Here is a 24,590-nt window from a genome sequence, read left to right on the forward strand (position 1 = left end):
TGCCTAGCGGGGGACGGGTTGGTCGGAGGCCTGTGCGCTGTAGCTGCGGCAGGCCTCGATGTTCTTTTCCAGCCGGCGTCGACGCTTGCCTTCGGGTAGACGCCGGACAGCGGCGATATCGGATTCGGTGAACGCCATGATGCTTCGCTTGCCTCCGGCCCGGCGCCAGGTGCGGTACCAAGCGGGTCCGAATGATTTGGGCCACCAGAAGATTCCCACGATGGCTCCGATCCAGGGGATCCAGAAGGGGCCGTTCCACATGAATTTCCGGGCTGCCTCCCAACCCAGTGCCTCGAAGACCAGGGATGGCATGACCACGACGATGGCCAGGCCCATGGACAGCAGGATGAAGGGCCACGTATTGGTCAACGAAGCCTGCCATGGCAGGTATGGGGGAGCATTGACCCAGGAGCGCCAGCTGCCTTTCAACGCGCGGTAGGCCGGATAGATCAAGCACTAGGCAAATGCGCCGATCAGGGGAATCCCGAAGACGATCGCGTCGCTGTACATCCAGGCGGTCCCGGAGCCCCCCGTCATACGCGGGCACCCGTGGAAAATCGGTTCGTTTGAATAAACACGGGGTTAGCCTATCGAAAGTTTTCCGGCGGCGCGTCAGTTGGCGCGGGCGAGCTGACGGACCTTCAGCCACCTGTTGGTCAGGCGACGGTAGGCGGCGGCCGCCCCGAGCATGTCCTGCTCGGACAAGGATTCGATGCCATGCCGCAGGTCCTGGGGGGAGTCATCGGGCCATACGCGTTCGGCGATCGATCCGTAATCCAACTCGATGATCGAGTCCTCGTGGAAGAGGTGCAGCCATTCATCCAGGGCGGTGAGCTCGTCCAGGATCTCCAGTTCCGGTGCGTGGAGGGCCAGCGAGGCCGCCGCATGGCGGGTGCGCTCCAGGACCTGGACGGCCGGGGCGCTGAGCCGGACCGTCAACAAGGTGGTGCCGTCCTCTTCGAGTTCACAGTGGTCCTCGTCCGTGATCAGGACGAACCACCCCAACGGGATGCCCCAGGTCGCGCTGCGGGTGTGGAGCGAAGCGACGTCCCCGGCGAAGGCTTCGGAGCCGATGCGGCCGGCGTTCGCCCCCCGGGCGGCGTCGGGGACCAGAAGTTCCAACAGGGCCGGGCGCATGCTGGAATCGAGTTGCTCGGCAGCCAAGGTCGCCCGGGTCGGTAGCTGGTCCGGGCAATAGTACGGTGCCGTCAACCCGTCGGCCCCGGGGTAGTGCAGCTCCCGGTACCGTTCGGCCTGTTCGTGGGGGAACGGGTCGGGAACACCGCGGGTCAACCGTTCCAGGGCTTCGGCGGCCGCCCGTTCCTCGAAGGCGGTGCGTCCCACGCCGCGTTGGGCCGCAATGGCCAGTTGGGCTTCGTCGTCGTAGGCGCGTAATGGCTCGAAGACCCGCAGATACGACGTCGGGGGAAGCCGACGCCGCGCCTGTGTCCCCGTCTGTGTCATCTAATCCAGCTCCACGACCACGGGGGCATGATCGGAAGCGACCTTGCCCTTGCGCTCCTCGCGGTCGATCCAGGCCCCGGTCACCCGTTGGGCCAGGGCCGGGGAGGCCAGGGTGAAGTCGATGCGCATGCCCTCCTTCTTGGGGAAGCGCAGCTTCGTGTAGTCCCAGTAGGTGTAGACGCCCGGGCCGGGGGTGTGCGGGCGGACGACGTCGGAGAAGCCGGCCTGAACGAAGGCCTCGAAGGCTGCTCGTTCGGGGCCTGAGACGTGGGTCAGCTCATTGTCGTGGAAGTAGTCGATGTCCCAGACGTCCTCGTCCAAGGGGGCGATGTTCCAGTCACCCATCAGGGCGACCTGCGCCTGGGGATCATCGGCGATCCAGCCGGCGGCGTTTTCCTTGAGCCGGCGCAGCCACTCGAGCTTATAGGGCATGTGTTCGTCCTGCAGGGCGCGGCCGTTGGGGACGTAGAGGCTCCAGATTCGTACGCCGTTGCAGGTGGCGCCGATGGCCCGGGCCTCCTGGACCGGATCCTTGCCGCCCTTGCCGAAGGTCGGCTGGTCGGGGAACGTCCGCTCGACGTCGTCGAGTCCGACCCGGGAGGCGATGGCCACCCCGTTCCACTGGCTGAACCCGAAGTGGGCGACTTCGTAGCCGTTGTTCTCGAACAGTTCCCACGGGAAGTTCTCGTCCTTGCATTTGGTCTCCTGGATGGCCAGCACGTCGGCGTCGGTGCGGCGCAGCCAGTCTTCCACGCGGTCGGCGCGGGCTCGGAGGGAGTTCACGTTCCAGGTAGCAATCTTCACGACTCCAACCTATCAATCCGGGGCCGTTCCGGGCGCAGGGGTTGACGAGCGGAAAACGAGGTGCTTTGGTTAGTTACATGACCAATGAACCAACCAACGGGCGGTGAGCGCGATGGACGATTCCAAGCCGATCTTCATCCAGCTCGCCGAGGAGATCGAGGGCCGGATCCTCGAAGGAACCTACCCGGAGGGGACCCAGGTCCCCTCGACCAACGAATTCGCGGCATTCATGCGGATCAACCCGGCGACCGCCGGAAAAGGGCTGAACCGGCTCGTCGACGCCGGGATCCTGCACAAAAGAAGAGGTATCGGCATGTTCGTAGCCACCGGGGCCCTCGACCGGCTCAGGTCCGTCCGGCGCGAGGCCTTCGGGGACCAGTACCTCTCACCACTGATCGACGAGGCCGCACGACTGGGCATCGATTCCGACGAACTCATTGCGATGATCGGCCACCGTGCCGCCGTCGCGGGAAAGTGAGGCGCGATCATGAGTCTCGCCATTGAAACCACCGACCTGACGAAGGTCTACCGTCACACCGCCGCGCTGGATCATGTCAGCCTCGGCATCGAAAAGAACACCATCTGTGGCCTGCTGGGCCGCAACGGAGCCGGGAAGACGACCTTGATGTCCATCCTGGCCGGCCAGGAACTCAAGACCTCGGGCCAGGCCCGGGTGCTGGGAGCGGACCCCTTCGAAAATGCCGCGGTGCTGGCCCAACTCAGCTTCGCGCGGGAGAACCAGAAATATCCCGAGGAGTTCAAGGTCTCCCACGTGTTGCGCACGGCCCCCTGGTTCTACGCCGGCTGGGATGCCGGGTTTGCCCGGCGCCTGATCGGGGAATTCCGGCTACCGCTGAAGACGCCGATCAAGAAGCTCTCCCGCGGGCAGCTCTCCGCAGTGGCCATCGTCGTGGGCCTGGCATCCCGGGCACCTGTCACCTTTTTCGACGAGCCCTACCTCGGGCTCGACGCGACGGCCCGCGGCATCTTCTACGACCTCCTGCTTCAGGACTACATGGAGCATCCACGCACCATCCTCATGTCCACGCACCTGATCGATGAGGCCGCGAACCTGCTCGAGCACGTCGTGGTCCTGCAGGATGGCCGCAAGATCCTGGACTCCTCCGTGGAGGAGGCCACCGCCTCGGCCTTCACCCTCTCCGGTACGGCGACTGCCGTCGCCGAGGCGACCGGGCCCCGGAAGGTCCTGCGCACCCAGGCCCTGGGAGGCCTGCGCTCGGTGACGATCGCCGGGATCCCCGACGAACGTCTATACGCCGATGCGCGGGCCGGCGGGCTAGAGGTCGGCCCGGTGAGCCTGCAGGAACTCGTGGCTGCCCACGGGCTCCTTGAAGGCGGGGAGCCGGCCGCCGTGGCCCACCCAGCAGAGAAGGACCAGACCGAGGCCAAGGAGGCCCTCCGATGAGCATCACCCAGCCGCGCCCCGTGGCGGGCGCACCGTCCGCGCAGCCCACCCTGCCCACGCAGCGACCCGTCGGGGCCCTGATGAAGATCGTGCGCCTGCATTTTGCGGACCCGATGCGCATGATCGGGGTCCCGCTGTTCATCTTCGGCAGCATCATCGTGCTGTGCATCGTCGTCATGGGCTTATTGCGTTCCTTTGCGCCGGCTTCCCCTGCGGAACTGACCGAGGGGTTCGGCTACAACCAGGCGACCTTGTGGTGCTTTGCCGGGTACTTCGTGAGCATCGGCGTCATGGCCTACTCCCGTACCATGCCCTTTGCCCTGGGGATGGGTTCCACGCGGCGGCAGTACTTCGTCGGCACCTGCCTGGCACTCCTCCTGGAGTCCGTCTTCATCGGGGTGACGATGACCGTGCTGCTGGCGCTGGAGAAGGCCACCGGCCACTGGTTCAATGGGGCCCGGGTCTTCGATGTGGTGGCCATCGGGAACGGGAGCTATTCGAGCACCTTCCTGATGGGGTTCGGGCTCAGCGCCGCGATGTTGTTCATCGGGGCGATGTTCGCCGTCGTATTCCTGCGCTGGAACCAGAAGGGCGTCATCGCGGTCATCTTCGGCACGGTGGCGGTCCTCCTGGCGTTGATCTGGTTGCTTCTGGCGGCCGGGGTGAATCCCTTCGGCTGGTTCGAGGGGGCGACCTTCGCGAAGATCGCCCTGATCATGATCCTCGTGGCGCTGATCAGCGCCACCGGCAGCTGGCTGATGCTACGCCGGGCCCCGGTGGGACGATAGCCCCCGGCGGATGGGTGCTCCCTAGAAATTCCTAGGATGTCCGAGTACCTTGGAGTCCGAGTGACCTGGACCATGGTCGATTATGCCGGTCCGGGTCAACGAACTGCCACCCGACGCTGGGCCGGAGGAAGACCGCCGCACCAGCGCCGCACCGCCGGAAGGACAACCATGAGCGACGCCCCCACCGAACCCGAGGTCCTGTTCGAGGTCCGAGGAACGCTGGGCATCATCACCCTGAACCGACCGAGGGCCGTCAACGCGCTGACCCACGGGATGGTCGAAGCAACCCTGGCCCAGCTCACCGCCTGGAGCGACGACGACGCGGTGGTGTCCGTGATGATCGCCGGCGCCGGTGACCGCGGCCTCTGCGCAGGGGGCGACATCGTGGCCATCTACCGTGACATCCCCGAAGGCGGGGCCGGCACCGCAGCCTTCTGGCGCACCGAATACCGGCTCAATGCGCTGATCCGCAACTACCCCAAACCCTTCATCGCCTTCATGGACGGACTGGTCCTCGGTGGCGGGGTGGGTATCTCGGCGCACGGCAGCCACCGGATCGTCACCGAACGCACCCGCAGCGGGATGCCCGAAACGACCATCGGCTTCGTCCCCGACGTCGGAGGGCTCCACCTGCTCTCCCGGGCCCCGGGGGAAGCGGGAACCCACGCCGCGCTGACCAGCTCCCACCTCGATGCGGCCGACGCCCTGTTCCTGGGGTTGGCCGATTCCTACGTCCCCTCCGGCCAGCTCGACGAGTTGGCCACCGCACTGGAAACCGCAGGCCAGGGGGACGACGTCGATGGGATCATCGGGCGGTTCGCCCAGGCGGCGCCGGATTCGGCGCTCGCCGGCGAATCCACCTGGATGGCCAAGGACTACGCCGGGGACTCGATCGAACGGATCCTGGGACGCCTGCGCATCCGTGGAGGCCACGGCGCCGAAGCCGCCGAATTGATCGCCGCGAAGTCGCCGACGGCCGTGAAGACCACGTTGGCGGCACTGCGCCGGGCCGTCGGGCTGTCGAGCCTGGAGGAGGCCCTGGACCAGGACTACCGGGTCGGTGTGCGCATGCTCGCCTCCCCTGACTTCCTCGAGGGCATCCGGGCCCAGGTCATCGACAAGGACCGCCAGCCGAAGTGGAGTCCGGCCAACTTCGAACAGATCAGCCCGGAAATGATCCGGGACTACTTCGAGCCGCTCGGCCCGGACGAACAAGGCGGTGAGCTCGGACTCGCCGCCGACGCGAAGGAGCGTGCATGATGACCACGGAAACCGGAACGATTGCCTTTCTCGGGCTCGGGCACATGGGTGCTCCCATGGCGAAGAACCTGGTGCAGGCCGGCTACGACGTCCGGGCCTTCGACGTGGTCCCTGCCGCCGTCGAGGCCATCTCCGCCTCCGGGGTGCCGACCGCCTCCTCGGCGATCGAGGCCGTCCGCGGGGCCTCGGTGGTCCTGACCATGTTCCCCGGTGGACAGCAGCTGCTCGACGCCTATCGTGGGGTCGACGGGCCCGGCCTGCTCGACTCCGTCGACGCGGACACCGTGTTCCTGGACTGCTCGACCATCAATGTCGACGACGCCCGTGAAGCCGCCGGGCTGGCCGTGGAGGCCGGACACCGCAGTGTCGACGCCCCGGTCTCCGGTGGGGTGGTCGGCGCCGAAGCCGGGACCCTGACGTTCATGATCGGTGCCCTGGAAGCGGACCTGGAATCGGTTCGTCCGCTCCTGGAGGTCATGGGCGGGAAGCTGGTCCACTGCGGGGATCATGGGGCCGGGCAGGCGGCGAAGGTCTGCAACAACATGATCCTGGGCGTGAGCATGATCGCCGCCTCGGAGGCCTTCGTCCTGGGCGAGAAGCTGGGGCTGAGCAACCAGGCGCTCTACGACGTCGTCTCCACGGCCTCGGGCCAATGCTGGGCCGTGACGACGAACTGCCCGGTCCCCGGTCCGGTGCCGACCAGCCCGGCGAACCGCGACTACGAACCCGGATTCGCCGGGGCGCTGATGGCCAAGGACCTGGGCCTGGCGATGAGCGCCATCGAAAGCACCGGGGTCGCCGCCGAACTCGGGCCGATGGCCGCACGGATCTACGAGCGATTCCGCGACGAGGGTGGTGCCGGCCGTGATTTCTCCGGCATCATCACCGGGATCCGCGACCGCTCCCACGGGTCCGACTGACCCGCGGGTCCCGAGCGCGACGATCACGGCCCTCTGACAGCAACTGTCAGGGGGCCGTTTCCGCCTCGAAGTCACCGGCGTCGCGACGGAAGCGGCCGAGGATCTCGATCAGTTCGTTGATATCCGCGGCCGACATCCCCGGATTCGAGAACACCACGGAGTTCAGTTGCGCCGTCGACTGCGCTGCCACGTCCCGACCGCGATCGGTCAGCGAGACCAGGGTCGTCCTGCCGTCGGTGGGGTGCGGGCTGCGTTCGACGAAGCCGGCCCGCTCGAGCCGGTCCACTGCGTTGGTGACCGACGTCGGGTGGACCTGCAGCAGGGCACTGACCTTGACCATGGGCAGGGAACCGGTCCGCGAGAACCACAGCAGGGCCAGCAACTCGTAGCGGGCGAAGGTCAGCCCGAAGGGCTTGACCACGGCCTCGCAGCGGTGCAGCAGGATCTGCTGGGCGCGCATGACCGCGGTGAAGGCGGCCATCGGCGCCGCCTCGACGGTCCACCCCTGGCCCTCCCAGTTGTGTTGGGCCGTGGCAATGGGGTCGAACGGGAGTGGAGGCTTCATCCCCGCGCCTTCAGGGACGGGAAATCGGTGTCCGTGTATTCCACTCCCAGCCCCTGCGGAGGGGTGTCCGAGCCGTGGCGCAGCTCTTCGTTGCGGCGCAGCTCGACCCGGCGGATCTTCCCCGAGATGGTCTTGGGCAGTTCAGCGAATTCCAGCCGGCGGATCCGCTTGAACGCCGGGAGATGCTCCCGGCAGTAGCCCAGGATGTCCTCCGCCGTCGTGGCGTCGGCGGCGTAACTGGCCGCCAGGACGACGTAGGCCTTGGGCACGTTGAGCTTCATCGGCTCCGGTGAGGGCACGACGGCGGCCTCGGCGACCGCGGGGTGCTCGATGAGCACCGACTCCAGTTCGAAGGGGCTGAGCCGGTAGTCGCTGGACTTGAAGACGTCATCGCCGCGGCCGACGTAGGTGATGATCCCGCGCTCATCCCGTTCGGCGACATCCCCGGTGTGGTAATACCCGTCGCGGAAGGCGGCTGCCGTCTTCTCCTGATCGCCGTAGTAGGCCTTCATCAACCCCAACGGCCGGGGGTCCAGGCGCAGGCAGATCTCCCCGAAATCGCCTTCTTCGCCGGTGGCCTGGTCGACCAGGACGACGTCGTAACCGGGCAGGGGGGTGCCCATGGCACCGATCTTCATCGGCTGGCCCGGGCAGTTGGCGATCTGCACGGTGGTCTCCGTCTGGCCGAAGCCATCCCGGATCTGTTGGCCCCAGGCGCGGTGGACCTGGTCGATCACTTCGGCGTTGAGCGGTTCCCCGGCGGAGACGACCTTCGTCGGCGGGGTCTTCAGCCGGGTCAGATCCGCCTGGATGAGTAGACGCCAGACCGTGGGCGGGGCGCAGAAGCTGGTGACCTGCTCGGCCTCCATCTGATCCATCAGGGCCGCCGGGTCGAATTTGTCGTAGTTGTAGATGAAGACGGTCGCCTCGGCGATCCACGGGGTGAAGACATTCGACCACGCATGCTTGGCCCAACCGGGGGAGGCGACATTGAGGTGCACGTCGCCGGGTTCCAAGCCGATCCAGTACATCGTCGAAAGGTGCCCGACCGGGTAGGAGGTATGGGTATGCTCGACCAGCTTGGCCTTCGAGGTGGTCCCGGAGGTGAAATACAGCAGCAGCGTCTCGTCACCACGGGTGGGTACGTCAGCGGTGAAGCCGGTCGGCGCCGTGGTCGACGCCGAATACGGCAGCACCTCCGGGGCTCCCGCTGCGGTGGGGGCGGGGGCGTCCCCGATGGCGATCAACCGGTAGTCCCCGGGCACGTCGGCGAATTTGGGCAGATCGGTGGTGCCGGCGATGGCCCAGCTGGCGCCACCGCGTTCGACCCGGTCCGCCAGATCGGCAGGCCCCATCTGGGTGGTGGTCGGGATCATGACGATGCCCAGCTTGATGGCCGCCAGCATGATCTCCCACAACTCCACCTGGTTGCCCAGCATCAGGATCGCCTTGTCGCCGCGGGAGAAGCCCACGCTGCGCATCCAGTTGGCGACCTGGCCGGAGCGTTCGGATAGCTCGGCCCAGGTCCTGCGGGTGGAGGAGCCGTCCTTCTCGACGATGATCAACGCCGGGGTGTCGGCCCGTTCCCTGGTGGCGGCGACGGCGTCGAACCAATCCAGCCCGAAGTTGAATTCGGCGAACTCGGGCCAACGGAATTCCTTCCGGGCCTTGGCCTGGTCCCCCCGCAGGGAGACGAGGCGGTCGCGGGCTTCACGGAACTGGTCGGTGACGGTCATGTTCCACCTTTCGTCGGGGCGCCGGGGCCATCCCCGACGAGGCGTTCCCCAAAATATACGTGGACATCCTACTGCTTGGAAGGGTTGTGGAGGATCCGTCCTTCAGTCGGCGCCTCGGGTCCACCAATCATCGAGAAGTGACACGGGGGTGGTGCGTTTATGACGGCTGCGCAGGAACCGGGTCTCGATGGCTTCGGCGACGGCCTCCGGCACCGGACGTCCTTCGAGGTAGTCGTCGATGTCGTCATAGGCCAGGCCCAATTCGTCCTCGTCGGTGCGCAGCGGGGTCCCGTCCAGCAGATCCGCCGTCGGGGGTTTGGCCCAGAGCCGCTCGCTGGCCCCCAGATGGCGCAGCAGTTGGCGGTTCTGCCGCTTATCCAGTCCGTACAACGGCAGGAGGTCGGCCGCCCCGTCGCCGAATTTCGTGAAGAACCCGGTGACCGATTCGGCCGCATGGTCGGTGCCGATGACCAGATGCCCGTGTTGGCCGGCCAACGCGTACTGGGCGGTCATGCGTAGCCGGGCCTTGATATTGCCCTTGGTGAAGTCGCTGATCGTTTCGCTCGTGGTCTTCACATATTCCGCGGCCAGGGCGTCGACCCCGGGCTTGATGTCATAGGTCCAGGCGGTCTTCGGGGCGATGAACTCCATCGCCGCCGCGGCGTCGTCCTCATCGGTCTGGGTGCCGTAGGGCAGGCGGACTGCCACGAAATCCACGTCGTCCCCGTCCCGGGCCGCGGCCTCTACGGCCAATTGCGCCAAACGTCCGGCGAGGGTGGAATCCAGGCCTCCCGAGATGCCCAGCACGAAGCCCCTGGTGCCGGTGGCCTCCAGGTAGTCCCGCAGGAACGCCACCCGCCGCGTGACCTCTTCCTGCGGGTCGATGGTGGCCTTGACGCCCATTTCACTGATGATCCGTGCCTGCATATCGCGCATGGAATCAGCCTAGCTGTACTGCCCAGCAACGTTGGTTGAACTCGTGCGACGACACGGTCTGAATTGATGGGATGACGAAGGCCCCCCGATGTGGAGTGGAGCTGTCTAAGAAACCGCTTCACAAACAGGAGGCCTTCATGTCCCACGCTAATGCAGCCCTGACCCCCAAAGCACGTCTGAGAATCGCCAAGCTCATCGTTGACCAGCAGTGGAGCGTCTCCACCGCAGCGAAGATGTTCATGGTCTCCTGGCCCACCGCCAAACGCTGGGCCGACCGCTACCGAGCCCACGGCGCGGCCGGGATGGCTGACAAGCCCAGCAGACCCCGGACAAGTCCTGCACGCACCCCGCAGGCAGCGGTCAAACAAATCGTGGCACTGCGCTGGCGCAAGCGCTTGGGGCCCGTCCAGATCGCCTACCGGCTGGGCCTGGCTGCCTCGACGGTGCACGCAGTGCTGGTACGTTGCCGGATCAACAGGCTGCGCTATATCGACCGGGTCACCGGTGAGAAAATCCGCCGCTATGAGCACCCCTATCCGGGATCGATGATCCACGTGGACGTCACCAAATTCGGCAATATTCCCGACGGCGGCGGGCACCGGTTCGTGGGCCGGCAGGCCGGAGACAAGAACCGTGCAGCAACCCCGGACAAGCCCCGCAATGCGAACCACACCCCGAAAATGGGAACCGCCTTCGTGCACACGGTCATCGATGATCACTCGCGTATCGCCTATGCCGAGATTCATGATGATGAGAAGTCGGTAACGGCCATCGCGGTACTGGAACGGGCCGTGGCGTGGTTCGCTGCCCGTGACGTCGTCGTGGAGCGCGTGCTATCTGATAATGGGTCCGCCTACCGCTCGCATGCCTGGCGTGACGCCTGCGCCGAGCTGGCCATCACGCCCAAGCGGACCCGCCCTTACCGGCCCCAGACCAATGGGAAAATCGAGCGGTTCCATCGGACCCTGAACGACGGTTGGGCCTACGCCAGGTTCTATGGCAGCGAGGCCACCCGCCGCGAAGCACTGCCGGATTGGATCCATGCGTACAATCACCACAGGCCCCACACTGCAATCGGGAACCAGCCACCAATCAGCCGCTTAACTAACGTCTATGGGCAGTACACCTAGCCTGCCCCCGTTGTGCTATCACCGTGGCGTTTCGTCGCCGAACCGGCCCCGGATGGGGAATAGTGGGTGCGGTAAGGCGTACCACCTGCGTGAGGAAAGCGGCCATGGAACCCATCCGCCCGGAGCACCCCGCTCCGGACCGAGTGCTCATCCATTTGAGTGACACCCATGTTCGAGGCGGGGGCCATTTGTTGGCCGATACGCTGGACAGCATCGGACGGCTGCGTTCGCTCGTGGACCGGCTGGAGGCCTCCGGGGTGCGTCCCGACGCCCTCGTGGTCACCGGAGACCTGGCGGACAAGGGGGAACCCGACGCCTACGCCACCCTGCGCTCGATCCTGGAACCGGCGGCCGAACGGTTGGGGACCAGGATCCTCTGGGCCGCAGGCAACCATGACGACCGGTCGAACCTGCGTACCGAACTGCTCGGCGAGCCGGCAGACACCACCCCGCTGGACCACGTCTTCTGGCTGGGCGGGCTACGCCTGATCACCCTGGACACCACGGTTCCCGGCTCCCACCATGGCCACCTCGAGGACGCCCAGTTGCGGTGGCTCGAAGCCGAATTGGCCACCCCGGCCCCCGACGGGACCATCCTGTCCATGCATCATCCACCGATCGCCAGTGTCCAACCGCTGGCCATCCTGGTGGAACTGCGGGGCCAGGCGCGGCTGGCCGAGGTGCTGACCGGCAGCGATGTGCGCGCCATTCTGGCCGGGCACCTGCACTACTCGACGTTCGGGACCTTCGCCGGAATCCCTGTATCGGTGGCCTCGGCGAGCTGTTACACCCAGGATCTGGCAGCACGAGCCGATCCGGTGCGGGGGATCCACACCACCCGCGGACGCGACGAGGCCCAAGGCTACAACCTGGTGCACGTGCTCCCCGAGACCGTGGTGCATTCGGTGGTCCCGGTGGCCAGCGGTGTCAGTGTTGGAGATGTCGTGGAACCGGAGGCGGTGGCCGCGATCCTGCGTGAACACGGCATCGACCCCGATACCGTGGGCCGGAGCCCCCACTCCATCGGCACCCCGGCCACCGGGCATGATGGCGGTGCCGCGGCGGCGCAGGATGCTACCGGTCGGTCCGGGCCACCTCCCACGGGGCGGCCAGCGGGAAGTAGGCCTGCAGGAAGTCGGTGACCACTTCCTGGCGTTCCCGGGCGGGGACCTCGGGGAAGGACCCGTCATTGAGGCAGAAGAAGTCCTGGTTGCGTTTCTTCAACAGCTTGCGCAGTGCGTCCAGGCCCGAATACATGGTGGTGTCCACGTACTTCACCTTCGCCTTCTCCTTGGTCACGGCACGGCCGGTCAGCAACGCGTAGTAGTGGTAGAGCGAATTGGTGACCGAGATGTTGTCCTTGGCGCGGAACCTGCTGGCCGCCGTCGCCGCGAACTCCTCGGAGAAGACCTCTTCGAGCTCCTTGAGCACGCTGCGTCGCAAGGGAGCCGCGGTGTGCTCGAGGTGGCGGGTGGTGATGCGCCCGAACCGGTCGTTGAGCAGCCGCCGGTTCACCCGGGCCGAATTCTCGAAGCCCGAACGGTCCAGATGGTTATCGCCCAACCCGATCCGGGTTCCGGCCTCGATGAACTTGGTGATCCCGCCGGGGGAGAAGAACGTATCCGGGCCCAGCGGGCGCCCCACGAACATGTCGTCGTTGGAGTACAGGAAGTGTTCGGAGAGCCCGTCGATGTGCTGCAGCTGCGACTCCACGGCCTGGGAGTTGAAGGTGGGCAGCACCGTGGGGTCGCGGAAGTGGTCGGGGGCCCGCACCACGGAGATGCGTGGATGGTCGGCATCCAACCAGGCAGGGATGGGTGAATCGGTGGCGATGTAGATGTGCCTGACCCAGGGCGCGAACATGTAGACGCTGCGCAGGGCATACTTCAGCTCGTCGATCTGCCGGTAGCGGGCCTCGGAATCATCCCCCTCGCCGACCACGACGCCGTCCATGAAGGAGGCGCGATAGCGCTGGTGCTCGGGGTCGTTGCCGTCGACCCAGGAGAAGACCATATCGATGGGGAAGGAGATGTCCGCTGCGTGATCGGCGAACATGTTCTCGATGGTCGGCCATTCCCTGCCGTAGCGGTGGACGGTCCCGCGGACCGCTTCGTCCGCCGGCAGGGTGGCCCGGGTCAGCGAATTCTCCATGGGCAGATCCAGCAGCCCCGAGTCCTTCCACTGCCATAATTCGATCTGCACCCCGGTGGAGGCCCCGAAGGCCAGACCGCCGGCCGGTTCGATCCGGGGACGGTAGAGCCGATACATCCGTGCCTTCGGTTTCCGGGCCAACGCGCCATCGGCCACCAGCAGGGACTTGCCCTTGCGGGTGTCGACGGCCAAAGAGTAGAACGGTTCGTCCTGACAGGCAGCCACGAGGGCGGCGCGCATGGCCTTGCGCTCATCCCAGGAGACGGCGATGACCGGGCGGGCGTCGTTGCCGCGCACCAGCAGGTAGGCCACCGAGGCGGCGTCGAGGGCATCGCGGATGAACAGCAGGTCGGTCACCATCGCCTCATGCGGAGTGATCGTCGAATTCACCAGGGCGTAACGACCGTCCGAACGCAGGACGTCGGTGCGTTCCATGAACCGGGCGATCGCCGCCGCCGAGGTGACTTCGCGGACCGGGGAGGCCGCGTCGTCGTCCTCCGGGGTCCCGTGGAAGACCTCATCGGGATGCGGGGCCGTCCGGGTGGCCTCGAGCGGATCGGTGGTGGGGTCGACTGGGTTCATGCGCGGTCCGCCTCGGACCAGCCCAGGTTGGTGGCCATGCGTTGCAGGGTCGCGATCGTCGTTTCGTACTGCTCCTGAGTGACTCCGTCGCTGGAACGCTCCCGCATGCCCTCGACCAGTTCGGTGAGCCGTTCCAGGCTGATGTTGCCGCGGTCGGTCAGCGCGTAGGAATCCCCGTCCTGGGAGACCCATCCGGATTCCAGAAGTTCGGCCAGATGCTCTGCCGGGGAGGCCGGCTCGCCTTCGGGGGAGACCTCGTCGAAGAACGGGGCCAGTGCGGACATGAGTTCTGCGGAGGTATGGGGTTTGGACCCCAGGAGGTTCAGGAGCTGCCATTGCCGGCGCGTGACGCCGTGCTCCTCCAGGGAGGTGGCGAACTGCTCGGAAATGAGCGAGTCCACCAGCTTGAGCCAGTATCCGATCGGTCGTTGAGCGTTCATGGTTTCACCCTAGCCCGGGACGGACCGGCTGTCGCGTCATCGATGCGGACGTGACCTGCACGGTCCAACGGGACCTAGAATGAAGTCCATGACCTCGAACACCCCCGCCCGCGCCCGCCTGCTCGAACTCGTCACCGAACTCGCCGTGGTCCGCGGCAAGGTCACTCTCTCCTCCGGCAAGGAGGCCGACTACTACATCGACCTGCGCCGGATCACCCTGCACCACGAGGCGGCACCATTGGTCGGGGAGGTCATGCTCGATCTGCTCGATGATGCGGGGATCGACTTCACCAACGCCGGTGGCCTCACCATGGGGGCCGACCCCGTCGGCACCGCCGTGATGCACGCCGCCGGGCGGGCCGGCCGCGCGGTGGATGCCTTCGTGGTCCGCAAGGCGCAGAAGTCCTACGGGATGGGCCGCCAGGTCGAAGGCCCCGAGGTCTCGGGGCGCAACGTCGTGGTCTTGGAGGACACCTCCACCACCGGCGGCTCGGCGCTCACCGCCGTCGAAGGCGTCCGGGCGGCCGGGGGCCACGTCGTGGCCGTCGCGGTGATCGTGGACCGTGACACCGGCTCGAAGGAACGCATCGAGTCCGAGGCCGGGGTTCCCTACTTCTTCGCCTACGGCAAGGAGGAGCTCGGCCTCTAGTCCGGGTGGGCCTCCGGCTCGCCGGTCGGGTTGGCGGGGTCCGTCTCGGGGGTGGGGCCGGTCCCGGCATGCGCGGTGGTGAAGCCCTCGGGGTTCGCCGCACGGATGATGGTCTGCTGGACCAGCGGGATCCGCACCCCTGCCGCATCGAGGTCGGCCTTGAGCTGGGCCCGCATCGCCCGGGCCACCGCCCACTGCTGCAACGGACGGGTACGGAAGACCAGCCGGATGGTGATGGACTCCCCGCTCAGGTCCTGGACCCCCCAGATCTCGGGGTCGTCCAGGATCTCACGGGACCACTTCGGGTCGGACTGGAGCCGTTGGGCCGAGGCGAGGATCAGGTCGTTGACCTCGGGCATCTTCGAGTCGTAGGGGACCGGGACGTCCAGGACCGCGCGGGCCCAGCCCTGGGAGAAGTTGCCCACCCGCAGGATCTCGCCGTTGCGGACGTGCCAGAGGCTGCCATCGACGTCACGGACCTGGGTGATGCGCAAACCCACGGCCTCGACCTCGCCGGAGGCCTCGCCGAGATCCACGTAGTCGCCGATGCCGAACTGGTCCTCGGCGACCAGGAAGATTCCCGAGAGGTAGTCCTTGACCAGGGCCTGGGCGCCGAAGCCCAACGCGACACCGACTACGCCGGCACTGGCCAGGATCGGGGCCATGTTGATGCCCAGCTGGGAGAGCACGGTCAGCAGGACGACCGCGGTGATGATGATCGTGGTGACAGAGCGCAGGACCGACCCGACGGTCTGGGCCCGCTGGGTCCGCCGGGCCACCGCGATCGGGGACTCCTGCACCAGCCAGCGCCGCCCGCTCTTCTCGGACTTCCGGTGCTCCTTGGACAGGGCGGCGGCCTCACCGGCGGCGATGTGTTCGGTGGTTCGGCGGATGAGACGGCGGATGATGAAGTTCAGCGCCACGCCGATGACGATGACGATCGCGATCTTCAGCGGGCGGTCCAGCCAGAAGGACCAGTCCAGCAGCGGTGAGGTGTCGGCGGGGGAATCAAGGGAAAACGACAGGGGCATATGTCGAAACTAGGGGCTTGCGGCGGGGCGGGGCAAGCCGGGGAGGGTCGGAGGTGAGCAGATCAACAGGGCCGGCCGGCCGCCCGGTGCCCTAGAGCCGGGGGAGGAGTTCGGCGACCGAGGGGAAAACAGTGTCTGGCCGGAAGGGGAAGCGTTCGATGTCCTCGGGCTGGGTGATGCCCGAGTGGACCAGCACCGTATACAGTCCGGCCTCCATCCCGGCGACGATATCGGTGTCCATCCGGTCCCCGATCATCGCGGTGGTCTCCGAGTGGGCCTGGATCCGGTTCAGTGCCGAACGGAACATCATCGGGTTCGGCTTGCCGACCACGTAGGGCTGCCGGTCCGTCGCCTGGCTGATCAGTGCCGCGACGGCCCCGGTGGCGGGCATGACGCCTTCGGGGGAGGGGCCGGTGGCATCGGGGTTGGTCGTGATGAACCGCGCGCCCTGGGCGATCAGCCGGATCGCCCGGGTGATGGCCTCGAAGGAATAGGTGCGGGTTTCCCCCAACACCACGAAATCGGGATTTCGGTCCGTGAGGATGAAACCGGCGTCGTGCAATGCGGTGGTCAGTCCGGCCTCGCCGATGACGAAGGCCTTTCCCCCCGGTGACTGGCGGCGCAGGAACTCCGCGGTGGCCATGGCCGAGGTCCAGATGTTCTCCTCGGGGATCACCAGTCCGGCGGCATCCAACCGGGCGCAGAGATCGCGCGGGGTGTAGATGGAGTTGTTGGTCAGTACGAGGAAGCGTTTGGAGGTCGATACCCAGCGTTCGATCAGCTCCGCCGCGCCGGGAATGGCCTTGTTCTCATGGACCAGGACGCCGTCCATGTCGGTCAGCCAGCATTCGATATCGGCGGGTGTGCGGTCGTCGGTGCTCATTCTCAGCCTCTTCTGCCTCGTGGTGGTTCCGGGGTCAACGCTATCCCGTCGGACGAACGGGGGCCGTACCCGGAATTACAGCCACCTGTTGTGTTTGAACACCACGTACAGGCCGACGCTCAGCCCCACCATCAGCCCCAGGGCCGCCGGATAGGCCCAGGTGAAGGCAAGTTCGGGCATGTGGGTGAAGTTCATCCCGTAGATGCTGCCGATCAGGCTGGGGGCGAACAGGATGGCCGCCCAGGAGGAGATCTTCTTCATCTGTTCGTTCTGCGCGACCCCTGCCTGGGCGGCCTGCTGCGAGACGAGGGTCGCCGACAAGGACAGGGCATTGGTCAGCAGGGCCCTGAACGAGGCGATGCGCTCGGAGACGCGGATGGCGTGATCCTGGACGTCGGCGAACCGGTGGTCCAGTTCGAGCAGCTGCTCGTCCCGGGCGACGGACGGTGCCGGTCGGCCGCCGGGCCCCACCGGCTGCCCGCCGGCCAGGTCCCGGCGCAGGATGGACAGGATCCGTTCCAAGGGGACGGTCGCCCGCTGCAGTTCGATGACTTCGCCGGAGAGTTCGTAGATCCGGCGGGACACGTCGGGGGTGCCCGAGAAGAGTTGGTCGTCGATTTCGTCGATGTCGTTGGAGAGGCCGTCGACGACCGGCTCGTATTCGTCCACGACCTGGTCGAGCACCGCGTAGAGCACCGCCCGTGGACCCATGGCCAGCAGTTCGGGCTCCTCTTCCATCCGGTGGCGGACCCGGGCCAGGTCGGGGGATTCGGCGTGGCGGACCGTCACCACGAAGTCCTCCCCGATGTAGACGTGCAGCTCCCCGAATTCGACCTTCTCGCTGGCATCGAGATAGCGGGCCGGTCGCAGCACCAGCAGCGAGTGGTCCCCGTAATGATCCAGTTTTGCCCGCTGGTGGCCCTTCAAGGTGTCCTCGAGGGCCAACGGGTGCAGTTCGAGCTCATCGGCCACGGATCGCAGCTCGTCCTCGGTGGGACGGTAGAGGCCCAGCCAGGCCATGCCGGAATGCTCGCGCAGCCGCGCCATGGTGTGCCCCAATTGCGACGGATCGTGCACCCGACGCCCGTTGACGTAGATCCCGTTATCGATAATGGCCATGACCACCTCCTGCGGATATTCTGCCATCTGCCCCGACGACCGTCGTGCCCTGCGGTGCGCGGCTGACGCATTAGGCTGGGACGGTGGACCACTCATCGCACGAACCTGCCTCCCCACCACCCCCGGACGCGGTTCCGGCCGCCGACCCCGGAGCCGCGGAACGACCGGAAGTCGGGGTGGGCCCCTGGGAAGGGGAATGGCCCGTCGGAGCGCATTGGGATCCTGAACTGCTGCGGGAGGGGGACCGCCGCAATGTCGGGGACCGGTACCGGTATTGGCTGCACGAGGCCATCGTCGCGGATCTGGACACCCGCCGCCACGACTTCCATATCGCCATCGAGAACTGGCAGCATGACATGAACATCGGCACCGTGGTGCGCACCGCCAACGCCTTCCTGGCCAAGGAAGTGCACATCATTGGACGACGCCGGTGGAACCGGCGCGGGGCCATGGTCACCGACCGCTACCAGCATGTGCGCCACCACCCCAGCGTCGAGGACTTCGTCCAGTGGGCCCAGGGCGAGGGCCTGGCCATCATCGGGGTCGACATCTTCCCGGACTCGGAGCAGCTGGAGACCTATGACCTGCCCCGTGATTGCGTGCTGGTGTTCGGGCAGGAAGGCCCCGGCCTCAGCGACGAGGTCCATGCGGTGGCCGATGCCACGCTGAGCATCGAGCAGTTCGGTTCCACCCGCTCCATCAATGCCGCCTCGGCGGCCGGGATCGCCATGCACGCCTGGATCCGGCGCCACGTCTTCGGACAATTGCCGGCCTAGAGGTATCGCTGCGCCGCTTCCGGTGGGATTCTTGACCTGAGAGAGGTCGTGCCCCACCAGGGAGGTGGACGATGTCCGTACCGGCCGGGACCGCTCCAGAGACGGGGAATGTCTCGACCCTGGAACTTTTCTTCGATCTGGTCTTCGTCTTCACCGTCACCCAGGTGACGCAGGTGATCGACCTGCACCCTGACCCGGCAGGAATCGCCCAGGCGATCCTGATCCTGGCGATCCTGTTTTGGATGTATGGCGGATTCGCCTGGTTGACCAACGCGATGGGGACCGAGGGCACCCTGCAACGGCTGATCGTCCTGGCCGGAATGGCCGCGTTGTTCGTCTGTTCACAGGCGATACCCCAGGCCTTTGGCGAGGCGGGCATCGTGTTGGGGATTGGTTTCCTGTTGCTGACCCTGGTGCATCTGGCGGGGTTCTTGTGGTTGCAGGGCCCGCGGGAGGACGTCTCCATCAGACTCGTGGCGCCGGTCAATCTCACCGGCGCATTGATGGTCCTCGCCGCAGGATGGGTGACCGGGGCGGGGGACTGGATCCTGTTCGGCGGTGCGGCGCTCCTGTTCGCCTCCTCCCATCTGCGACCCTCCGGCCACCGTCTGGCGGTCCGACCCGGGAATTTCGCCGAACGGCATGGGCTGATGATCATCATCGTGCTGGGGGAGTCGATTATCTCCGTCGCACTCGCGGCCCAGACACAGGCCCTCGATATCCCGCTCATCACCGGGGGGCTGCTCGGGGTGGCCGCCATCGCGGCCATGTGGTGGGCCTACTTCGTCGGTGATGACGACCTCGCGGCAAAGCACTTCGCCGCGGCGTCCGGGCCGCGGCAGTCGTGGATGGCCCGGATCGGCTATGACATCTCGCATCTGCTGATGATCATCGGGATCATCGGTGTCGCGGCCGGCATCAGACTTGATCTGGGTCAGCTGTCGTCCCCGGCCCCCGTGGTGTCGGCGTGGCTCGTCGGTGGCGGGGTGGCGGTGTACCTGGGCGCGACGGGGCTTTTCCGTTGGGCGTTGCAGGTCGGGCCCGCCCGGGTGCGGTTGATTGCGGCGGCCGGATGCCTGGGCACCGTCCCCGTGGGGGTGGGCCTGGGGACGGCGCAGCAGCTCGGCGCGGTCGCGGCGATCACCGTGGTGGCCATCGCCGCGGGGCGCCGCCGTCGCAGCACTACGGCCGGTACACCTGGACGACCGAGGGGCGTGGTGCCCTGACCTCACCGGGGCCCGGGCGGGCCTCCGAAGGGACGTAGTCCGGGAAACGCGAGCGCAGGTCCGTGAAGGAACCGTCCTCGCCCGGGTGCTGGACCGCCACGAAGACCATCGACTCCTCGTCGTGGATGACCGGCCCGCAGGTTTCTCCATCGCGGGGGACCGAGAGGAACTGTTCGACCTTCCCGCGGTCCCTGCCCTCCACGGTGACCTTGAACAGGCCGTCGTTGTAGCCGATGCCGCTGGGGGCGCCGTCGGTGGAGATCCAGAGGTTTCCGTGGGAATCGAAGGCCACGTTGTCCGGGCAGGAGATCGGACTGACCTTCTCGGCGGGGAAGCCGCTGAAGTAGGTCGCATCCCCCTGCGCCGGATCGCCACACAGCATCAGCAGGTCCCAGGTGAACCGGTCCCCGGTGTGCCCGCCCCGGTGTTCGGTGATCTCCACGATATGCCCGTCCCGGTTTTCGGTGCGCGGGTTGACCTCATCGGCCTTCTGCTGGCCTGAGGTGCCACGCTGGGAGTTGTTGGTGCACGCGACGTAGATCTTGCCGCTCTTCAGGCTCGGTTCCACATCTTCACACCGGTCCATCTTGGTGGGCCCGACCTTGTCGGCGGCCAGCCGGGTGTGGACCAGGACCTGCTCCATACTCATGCCCGAAACGTGGCTCGTACCGTCCTTGACCAGCGGCAGCCAACGACCTGTCCCGTCGAATCCGCCATCGGAGGGGACGTCCCCGGAGCCGTCGATCTCGTCGTCGGACGTGCCGGTGAAGCGGGCCACGTAGAGGTCGCCCTCGGTCAGCAAGGTCATGTTGTGCCGGCGGTTGTTCTTACGGTATTTGCGTTTGGACACGAACTTATAGAGGTAGTCGAAGCGTTCGTCGTCCCCCATATAGGCCACGACGTGCCCGTTGTCGGCAACGATGACGTTGGCGCCCTCGTGTTTGAACCGGCCCATGCTGGTATGTTTGCGCGGCGTCGAATCGGGGTCCTCGGGGTCGATCTCCACGATGTATCCAAAACGGTTCGGCTCGTTGGCGAAGCGTTCGGCGCGGGCGTCGAAACGTGGGTCTTCCTGCTCCCAACCCATGGAGGTGGCCTTGTTCTCGAGCCCGTACCGCTTGTCCTCGGCCGAGGTCCCGTTCGTGCGGAAGAAGCCATTGAAGTTCTCCTCCCCGGACAGGATGGTGCCCCACGGGGTGGTCCCGCCCGAGCAGTTGCCTAGCGTGCCTTCGACGAAGCGGCCGCGCTGATCGCGCCGGGTCTTCACCAGTTCCGAACCGGCGACCGGTCCGGTCAGCTCGAATTCGGTGTCCAGGGTGATCCTGCGGTTGCGTCGCCCGCCCCGGATGTATTCCCAGGGCGTCCCCTTCGTCCTGCGTTCCAGTTCCACCACGCTCAGGCCCACCGCCTGACGGAAGATGTTGCGGCGGCGGCGCTCCTCGGCCGTGGTGCCCGGGGCCGCCGGGAACATGATTCCCGGATTGACGTATTCGTGGTTGCACACCAGGACGGCCTTCTTGCCGTTCTTCGAGCGGAGGATGTCGGTGTAGTCGTTGTTGTAGCCGAACTGCTGGGCCTGTGCCTTGGGGCTCTGATCATCGAAGTCGAAGTCCGGTGTGTGGCGGAACAGGGGATCTCCCCAGCGGATGATCGGCGTCCATTCGAAGCCTTCGGGGACATCGAACACGTCGATGGCGGCGTCGACCGGTTTGATGGGGGTGAAGTCCAGTCGTCCGTGCCGGGCCGGGCGGCCGGTGGGCACCGGCCCGGCAACGGCCGTATCGGCCCCGCCGAAGGCCACGACGGCTGCGCTGAGGGCTCCGGCGGCCCCGAGTCCCAACGCCGAGCGACGCGTCATTTGGGCCGAGACGATATCGCGGAAATAGTCGTTCGAGGAGGTGTTGCAGACGGCCTTGGAGCAGGCGTTGTCGCATTTCAGGGCGCAGGTGACCGGGCTGCGCTTGCCGCGCGTGTGGCCGAGCATGGGCAGGAGGGTCCGGTTGCCGGGAGTCATCGTGAACCTTTCGGAGCGGGAGCTGGAATCGCCTTCACCGTGTCAGCGCCGGATGAACCGGCGGCGACGGGAAGTTGAAATCCGGGAGGACACGGGTCTTCCATTCCGACAACCGGCGCTCTAGGGTGTGAACTGAGTCACTAGTTACTCATCAGTAATGTACGGATCAGGTCATTGCTTTGTCATTTTGCGTACCGATCCATGGCCATCCGTCACAAGGAGCGAATATGTCCCCTGTCCGAACGCCCCCCGTGTCCCAGTCAAGTCGACTCCGCGTGCTCTTCTCCTGTGTTGCCGCCTCGTCCCTGTTGTTCGCAGGGCTCGGCCCGGCAGCCGCGGCGACGTCCGCTCCCTCGGACCCGGCCTCCATCGAGAAGACCGACGCCGCCGATCCCGGAGACGTGCAGCGTCAGGAGAAGCTGGAGCAGCTTTCGAACAGCGTGGACCCGGATTTCTACACCCCACCGGCGACCCTGCCGGAAGCCGACGGAGCGGTGGTGCGCAGCGAACCTGCCGACTTCTTCCTGGACCCGGTCAAGCTCATCCGCCCGAACGCGACCGTGACGCGGATGATGTACAAATCCACCGACAGCCACGGGGATGCCATGGCGGTGACCGGGACCGTGCTGGTGCCGAAGAAGAAGTGGGCCGGCTCCGGTGAGCGTCCGGTGATCGGTTACGCCGTGGGCACCCAGGGCTTGGCCGATAAGTGTGCGCCGTCCCGCCAGATGGGGGTGGGGCAGGAATACGAGGGGCCGATGATGGCTGCGTTGCTGGAATCCGGCTACGCCCTGGCCATCACCGACTACGAGGGGCTGGGAACCCCCGGATCTCACACCTTCATGGCACGGGCCTCGCAAGGCCATGCACTACTCGACGGGGTGCGTGCGGCCCAGGGGTTGGGCGTGGATGGTCTTGATGCAGGGAACCCTGTGGCCTTGGTGGGCTACTCCCAAGGTGGAGGTGCCAGTGCGGCGGCAGCAGAGCTGGCCCCCGAATACGCGCCGGACATGAAGCTCCGGGGTGCCTTCGCCGGCGCCGTCCCCGCCGATCTGAGCGAGGTGGCCGACAGCTTGGATTCCGGCCTCTACACGGCCTTCCTGCTGTTCGCGATCGATGGAGTGGGCACCACCAACGGCTTGGCGCCCGCGTCGTACCTGAACGCCGAGGGCATGAAGGAAATGAACGCTGCCCGGAGCGAATGCACGATCGAAGCCATTGGAAGCCATGCCTTCGTCGATACGGCGAAATTGACCAAGAGTGGCAAGAAGCTCAGTGATGTGGCGGACGAACCCCGCTTCAAGGCCGCGCTGAAGGAACAAGAAATCGGGGTGGGCCGCAAGCCGGAGGTCCCGGTCTTGCTGTCCCACAGTTTGCTCGATGACGTCATTCCCTATGCCACGGGACGGGACCTAGCGAAGCGTTGGTGCGCCCAGGGGGTCAACGTCTCCTGGGATGCGACGGCCGGCCCGGCACATATCGGTGGCTATATTGCCGCCGTGCCGCGTGCCCTGCACTTCCTGAAGAGCCGATTCGACGGAAAGCGCCAGCTGTCCAGCTGCTGGCGTCTCTGAGCCCGTCACACGCTGGTGTGGCTTTGATCGCATGTCGGTAGGATGGACCTAGCCAACGATGTCTACTCCCAGCCCAACTCATAAGGAGTCAGCATGCCCCTTGCAACCCCGGACAAATACAACGCCATGATCGACGCGGCGAAAGCCGGTTCCTACGCTTTCCCCGCCGTCAACGTGACGTCCTCGCAGACGCTGAATGCCGCCATCCGCGGATTCGCTGAAGCCGAGTCCGACGGGATCATCCAGGTCTCGACCGGTGGCGCCGCCTACTGGTCGGGATCCTCGATCAAGGACATGGTGGTGGGCTCCCTGGGCTTCGCCGCCTTCGCCAAGGAAGTGGCCAAAAGCTACGGCGTGAACATCGCCCTGCACACGGACCACTGCCCGGCAGACAAGCTCGACGGATTCGTGCTGCCGCTGCTGGCCGCTTCCGAGGCGGAGGTCAAGGCCGGCCGTGACCCGATCTTCAACTCGCATATGTGGGACGGCTCGGCCGAAACACTGGAGGAGAACCTCCGCATCGCCAAGGAACTACTGCCGCGCTCCGCCGCTGCCAAGCAGATCCTCGAGGTCGAGATCGGCACCGTCGGTGGTGAAGAGGACGGCGTGGAGAACGCGATCAACGAAAAGCTCTACACCACGGTCGAGGACGCGCTGGCCACCGTCGAGGCGCTGGGTACCGGCGAACACGGCCGTTACATCACCGCGCTGACCTTCGGCAACGTCCACGGGGTCTACAAGCCCGGTGGAGTGAAGCTGCGTCCGGAGATCCTCAAGGACATCCAGGCCGAGATCGGCACCAAGCTCGGCCAGGACAAGCCCTTCGACCTGGTCTTCCACGGTGGTTCGGGATCCTCCGAGCAGGAGATCTCCGACGCGGTCTCCTATGGCGTCATCAAGATGAACATCGACACCGATACCCAGTACGCCTTCACCCGCCCGGTCGCCGGGCACATGCTCTCCAACTACGACGGCGTCCTGAAGATCGACGGCGAAGTCGGAAACAAGAAGGTCTACGACCCCCGCGTGTGGGGTGCGGCCGCGGAGACCTCCATGGCCGAACGCATCGTTGAGGCGGCCCGCCAGCTCGGTTCCGCCGGAAAGAGCCTGAAATAA

At 66.3% G+C, this 24,590-nt stretch carries 24 protein-coding genes; 12 read left to right on the forward strand and 12 right to left on the reverse strand.

Translation table 11 applies throughout. The features are described from left to right. Positions 1-3 precede the first annotated feature (3 nt). The 3 genes from AC3ZI9_RS00635 to AC3ZI9_RS00645 all read right to left on the reverse strand — a co-directional run bounded on the left by AC3ZI9_RS00635 (position 4) and on the right by AC3ZI9_RS00645 (position 2,268). Positions 4-369 carry a hypothetical protein gene (locus tag AC3ZI9_RS00635; RefSeq protein ID WP_489923730.1) on the reverse strand — a complete coding sequence of 122 codons (366 nt, stop codon included), beginning with the start codon at positions 367-369 and terminating at the stop codon, positions 4-6. A gap of 243 nt (positions 370-612) precedes the next feature. Next, on the reverse strand, positions 613-1,464 hold the full coding sequence (locus AC3ZI9_RS00640) for a DUF8083 family protein (protein WP_444554744.1): 852 nt from the start codon (positions 1,462-1,464) through the stop codon (positions 613-615). Then, positions 1,465-2,268, reverse strand: a complete 804-nt coding sequence (locus AC3ZI9_RS00645) for an exodeoxyribonuclease III (RefSeq protein ID WP_489923731.1) — start codon at positions 2,266-2,268, stop codon at positions 1,465-1,467. Between the two features lie 112 nt (positions 2,269-2,380). Between AC3ZI9_RS00645 and AC3ZI9_RS00650 the strand changes: the two genes are divergently transcribed. From AC3ZI9_RS00650 to mmsB, 5 genes are all read left to right on the forward strand, one after another. After that, entirely contained in the window at positions 2,381-2,746 is a 366-nt protein-coding gene (locus AC3ZI9_RS00650) for a GntR family transcriptional regulator (RefSeq protein WP_444554746.1), read from the forward strand. A 9-nt stretch (positions 2,747-2,755) separates the two neighbouring features. After that, positions 2,756-3,694, forward strand: a complete 939-nt coding sequence (locus AC3ZI9_RS00655) for an ATP-binding cassette domain-containing protein (protein WP_444554747.1) — start codon at positions 2,756-2,758, stop codon at positions 3,692-3,694. After that, complete coding sequence (locus AC3ZI9_RS00660) at positions 3,691-4,482, forward strand: hypothetical protein (RefSeq protein WP_444554748.1); 792 nt, start codon at positions 3,691-3,693, stop codon at positions 4,480-4,482. The genes AC3ZI9_RS00655 and AC3ZI9_RS00660 overlap by 4 nt, the downstream gene beginning before the upstream one ends. A gap of 168 nt (positions 4,483-4,650) precedes the next feature. Next, positions 4,651-5,742: an enoyl-CoA hydratase/isomerase family protein gene (locus AC3ZI9_RS00665; RefSeq protein ID WP_444554749.1), complete on the forward strand. Its 1,092-nt coding sequence runs from the start codon at positions 4,651-4,653 to the stop codon at positions 5,740-5,742. After that, the gene (gene mmsB / locus AC3ZI9_RS00670) at positions 5,739-6,662 is read left to right on the forward strand and encodes a 3-hydroxyisobutyrate dehydrogenase (protein WP_444561695.1); all 924 of its coding nucleotides are present in this window, start codon (positions 5,739-5,741) and stop codon (positions 6,660-6,662) included. Before AC3ZI9_RS00665 ends, mmsB begins: the two co-directional genes overlap by 4 nt. 46 nt (positions 6,663-6,708) lie before the next feature. On the opposite strand, the gene AC3ZI9_RS00675 is transcribed toward mmsB, so the two are convergent. From AC3ZI9_RS00675 to nadE, 3 genes are all read right to left on the reverse strand, one after another. Continuing rightward, positions 6,709-7,227 carry a MarR family winged helix-turn-helix transcriptional regulator gene (locus tag AC3ZI9_RS00675; RefSeq protein ID WP_444554751.1) on the reverse strand — a complete coding sequence of 173 codons (519 nt, stop codon included), beginning with the start codon at positions 7,225-7,227 and terminating at the stop codon, positions 6,709-6,711. After that, on the reverse strand, positions 7,224-8,963 hold the full coding sequence (locus tag AC3ZI9_RS00680) for an AMP-binding protein (protein ID WP_444554752.1): 1,740 nt from the start codon (positions 8,961-8,963) through the stop codon (positions 7,224-7,226). Before AC3ZI9_RS00680 ends, AC3ZI9_RS00675 begins: the two co-directional genes overlap by 4 nt. A 102-nt stretch (positions 8,964-9,065) precedes the next feature. Next, positions 9,066-9,899, reverse strand: a complete 834-nt coding sequence (nadE, locus tag AC3ZI9_RS00685; RefSeq protein WP_444561694.1) for an NAD(+) synthase — start codon at positions 9,897-9,899, stop codon at positions 9,066-9,068. Between the two features lie 137 nt (positions 9,900-10,036). Between nadE and AC3ZI9_RS00690 the strand changes: the two genes are divergently transcribed. Together AC3ZI9_RS00690 and AC3ZI9_RS00695 are read left to right on the forward strand one after the other, a co-directional pair. Further along, entirely contained in the window at positions 10,037-11,029 is a 993-nt protein-coding gene (locus AC3ZI9_RS00690; protein ID WP_489923507.1) for an IS481 family transposase, read from the forward strand. A 104-nt stretch (positions 11,030-11,133) separates the two neighbouring features. Next, on the forward strand, positions 11,134-12,171 hold the full coding sequence (locus AC3ZI9_RS00695) for a phosphodiesterase (protein ID WP_444561710.1): 1,038 nt from the start codon (positions 11,134-11,136) through the stop codon (positions 12,169-12,171). Here the strand turns inward: AC3ZI9_RS00695 and AC3ZI9_RS00700 are convergent. Beyond that, a complete protein-coding gene (locus AC3ZI9_RS00700; RefSeq protein WP_444561711.1) occupies positions 12,104-13,762 on the reverse strand; it encodes a stealth family protein in 1,659 nt (552 codons plus the stop codon). The genes AC3ZI9_RS00695 and AC3ZI9_RS00700 overlap by 68 nt on opposite strands. Further along, positions 13,759-14,202, reverse strand: a complete 444-nt coding sequence (locus AC3ZI9_RS00705) for a MarR family winged helix-turn-helix transcriptional regulator (protein WP_443384297.1) — start codon at positions 14,200-14,202, stop codon at positions 13,759-13,761. The genes AC3ZI9_RS00700 and AC3ZI9_RS00705 overlap by 4 nt, the downstream gene beginning before the upstream one ends. Before the next feature lie 88 nt (positions 14,203-14,290). Here AC3ZI9_RS00705 and pyrE point away from each other — a divergent pair, with 88 nt between their 5' ends. Next, positions 14,291-14,851, forward strand: coding sequence for an orotate phosphoribosyltransferase (pyrE, locus tag AC3ZI9_RS00710; protein ID WP_443384296.1), 561 nt, complete (start codon positions 14,291-14,293; stop codon positions 14,849-14,851). Here the strand turns inward: pyrE and AC3ZI9_RS00715 are convergent. The 3 genes from AC3ZI9_RS00715 to AC3ZI9_RS00725 all read right to left on the reverse strand — a co-directional run bounded on the left by AC3ZI9_RS00715 (position 14,848) and on the right by AC3ZI9_RS00725 (position 17,884). Next, positions 14,848-15,882, reverse strand: a complete 1,035-nt coding sequence (locus tag AC3ZI9_RS00715) for a mechanosensitive ion channel family protein (RefSeq protein ID WP_444561712.1) — start codon at positions 15,880-15,882, stop codon at positions 14,848-14,850. The genes pyrE and AC3ZI9_RS00715 overlap by 4 nt on opposite strands. A gap of 91 nt (positions 15,883-15,973) precedes the next feature. After that, positions 15,974-16,765, reverse strand: coding sequence for an HAD-IIA family hydrolase (locus tag AC3ZI9_RS00720; protein WP_443384293.1), 792 nt, complete (start codon positions 16,763-16,765; stop codon positions 15,974-15,976). Positions 16,766-16,840: 75 nt separating this feature from the next. Beyond that, entirely contained in the window at positions 16,841-17,884 is a 1,044-nt protein-coding gene (locus AC3ZI9_RS00725) for a magnesium and cobalt transport protein CorA (RefSeq protein ID WP_443384294.1), read from the reverse strand. Positions 17,885-18,060: 176 nt separating this feature from the next. Between AC3ZI9_RS00725 and AC3ZI9_RS00730 the strand changes: the two genes are divergently transcribed. Next, positions 18,061-18,660: a TrmH family RNA methyltransferase gene (locus AC3ZI9_RS00730; RefSeq protein WP_443384295.1), complete on the forward strand. Its 600-nt coding sequence runs from the start codon at positions 18,061-18,063 to the stop codon at positions 18,658-18,660. Positions 18,661-18,731: 71 nt separating this feature from the next. Further along, on the forward strand, positions 18,732-19,886 hold the full coding sequence (locus AC3ZI9_RS00735) for a low temperature requirement protein A (RefSeq protein WP_489923732.1): 1,155 nt from the start codon (positions 18,732-18,734) through the stop codon (positions 19,884-19,886). On the opposite strand, the gene AC3ZI9_RS00740 is transcribed toward AC3ZI9_RS00735, so the two are convergent. After that, positions 19,843-21,900, reverse strand: coding sequence for a PhoX family protein (locus AC3ZI9_RS00740; protein WP_444561714.1), 2,058 nt, complete (start codon positions 21,898-21,900; stop codon positions 19,843-19,845). The two genes, AC3ZI9_RS00735 and AC3ZI9_RS00740, sit on opposite strands and share 44 nt — an antisense overlap. 227 nt (positions 21,901-22,127) lie before the next feature. Here AC3ZI9_RS00740 and AC3ZI9_RS00745 point away from each other — a divergent pair, with 227 nt between their 5' ends. After that, positions 22,128-23,474 carry a lipase family protein gene (locus AC3ZI9_RS00745; RefSeq protein ID WP_489923733.1) on the forward strand — a complete coding sequence of 449 codons (1,347 nt, stop codon included), beginning with the start codon at positions 22,128-22,130 and terminating at the stop codon, positions 23,472-23,474. Positions 23,475-23,567: 93 nt separating this feature from the next. After that, positions 23,568-24,590: a class II fructose-bisphosphate aldolase gene (fbaA, locus tag AC3ZI9_RS00750; protein ID WP_443381931.1), complete on the forward strand. Its 1,023-nt coding sequence runs from the start codon at positions 23,568-23,570 to the stop codon at positions 24,588-24,590.

It is taken from the genome of Arthrobacter sp. AOP36-F1-5 (genome assembly GCF_058137995.1).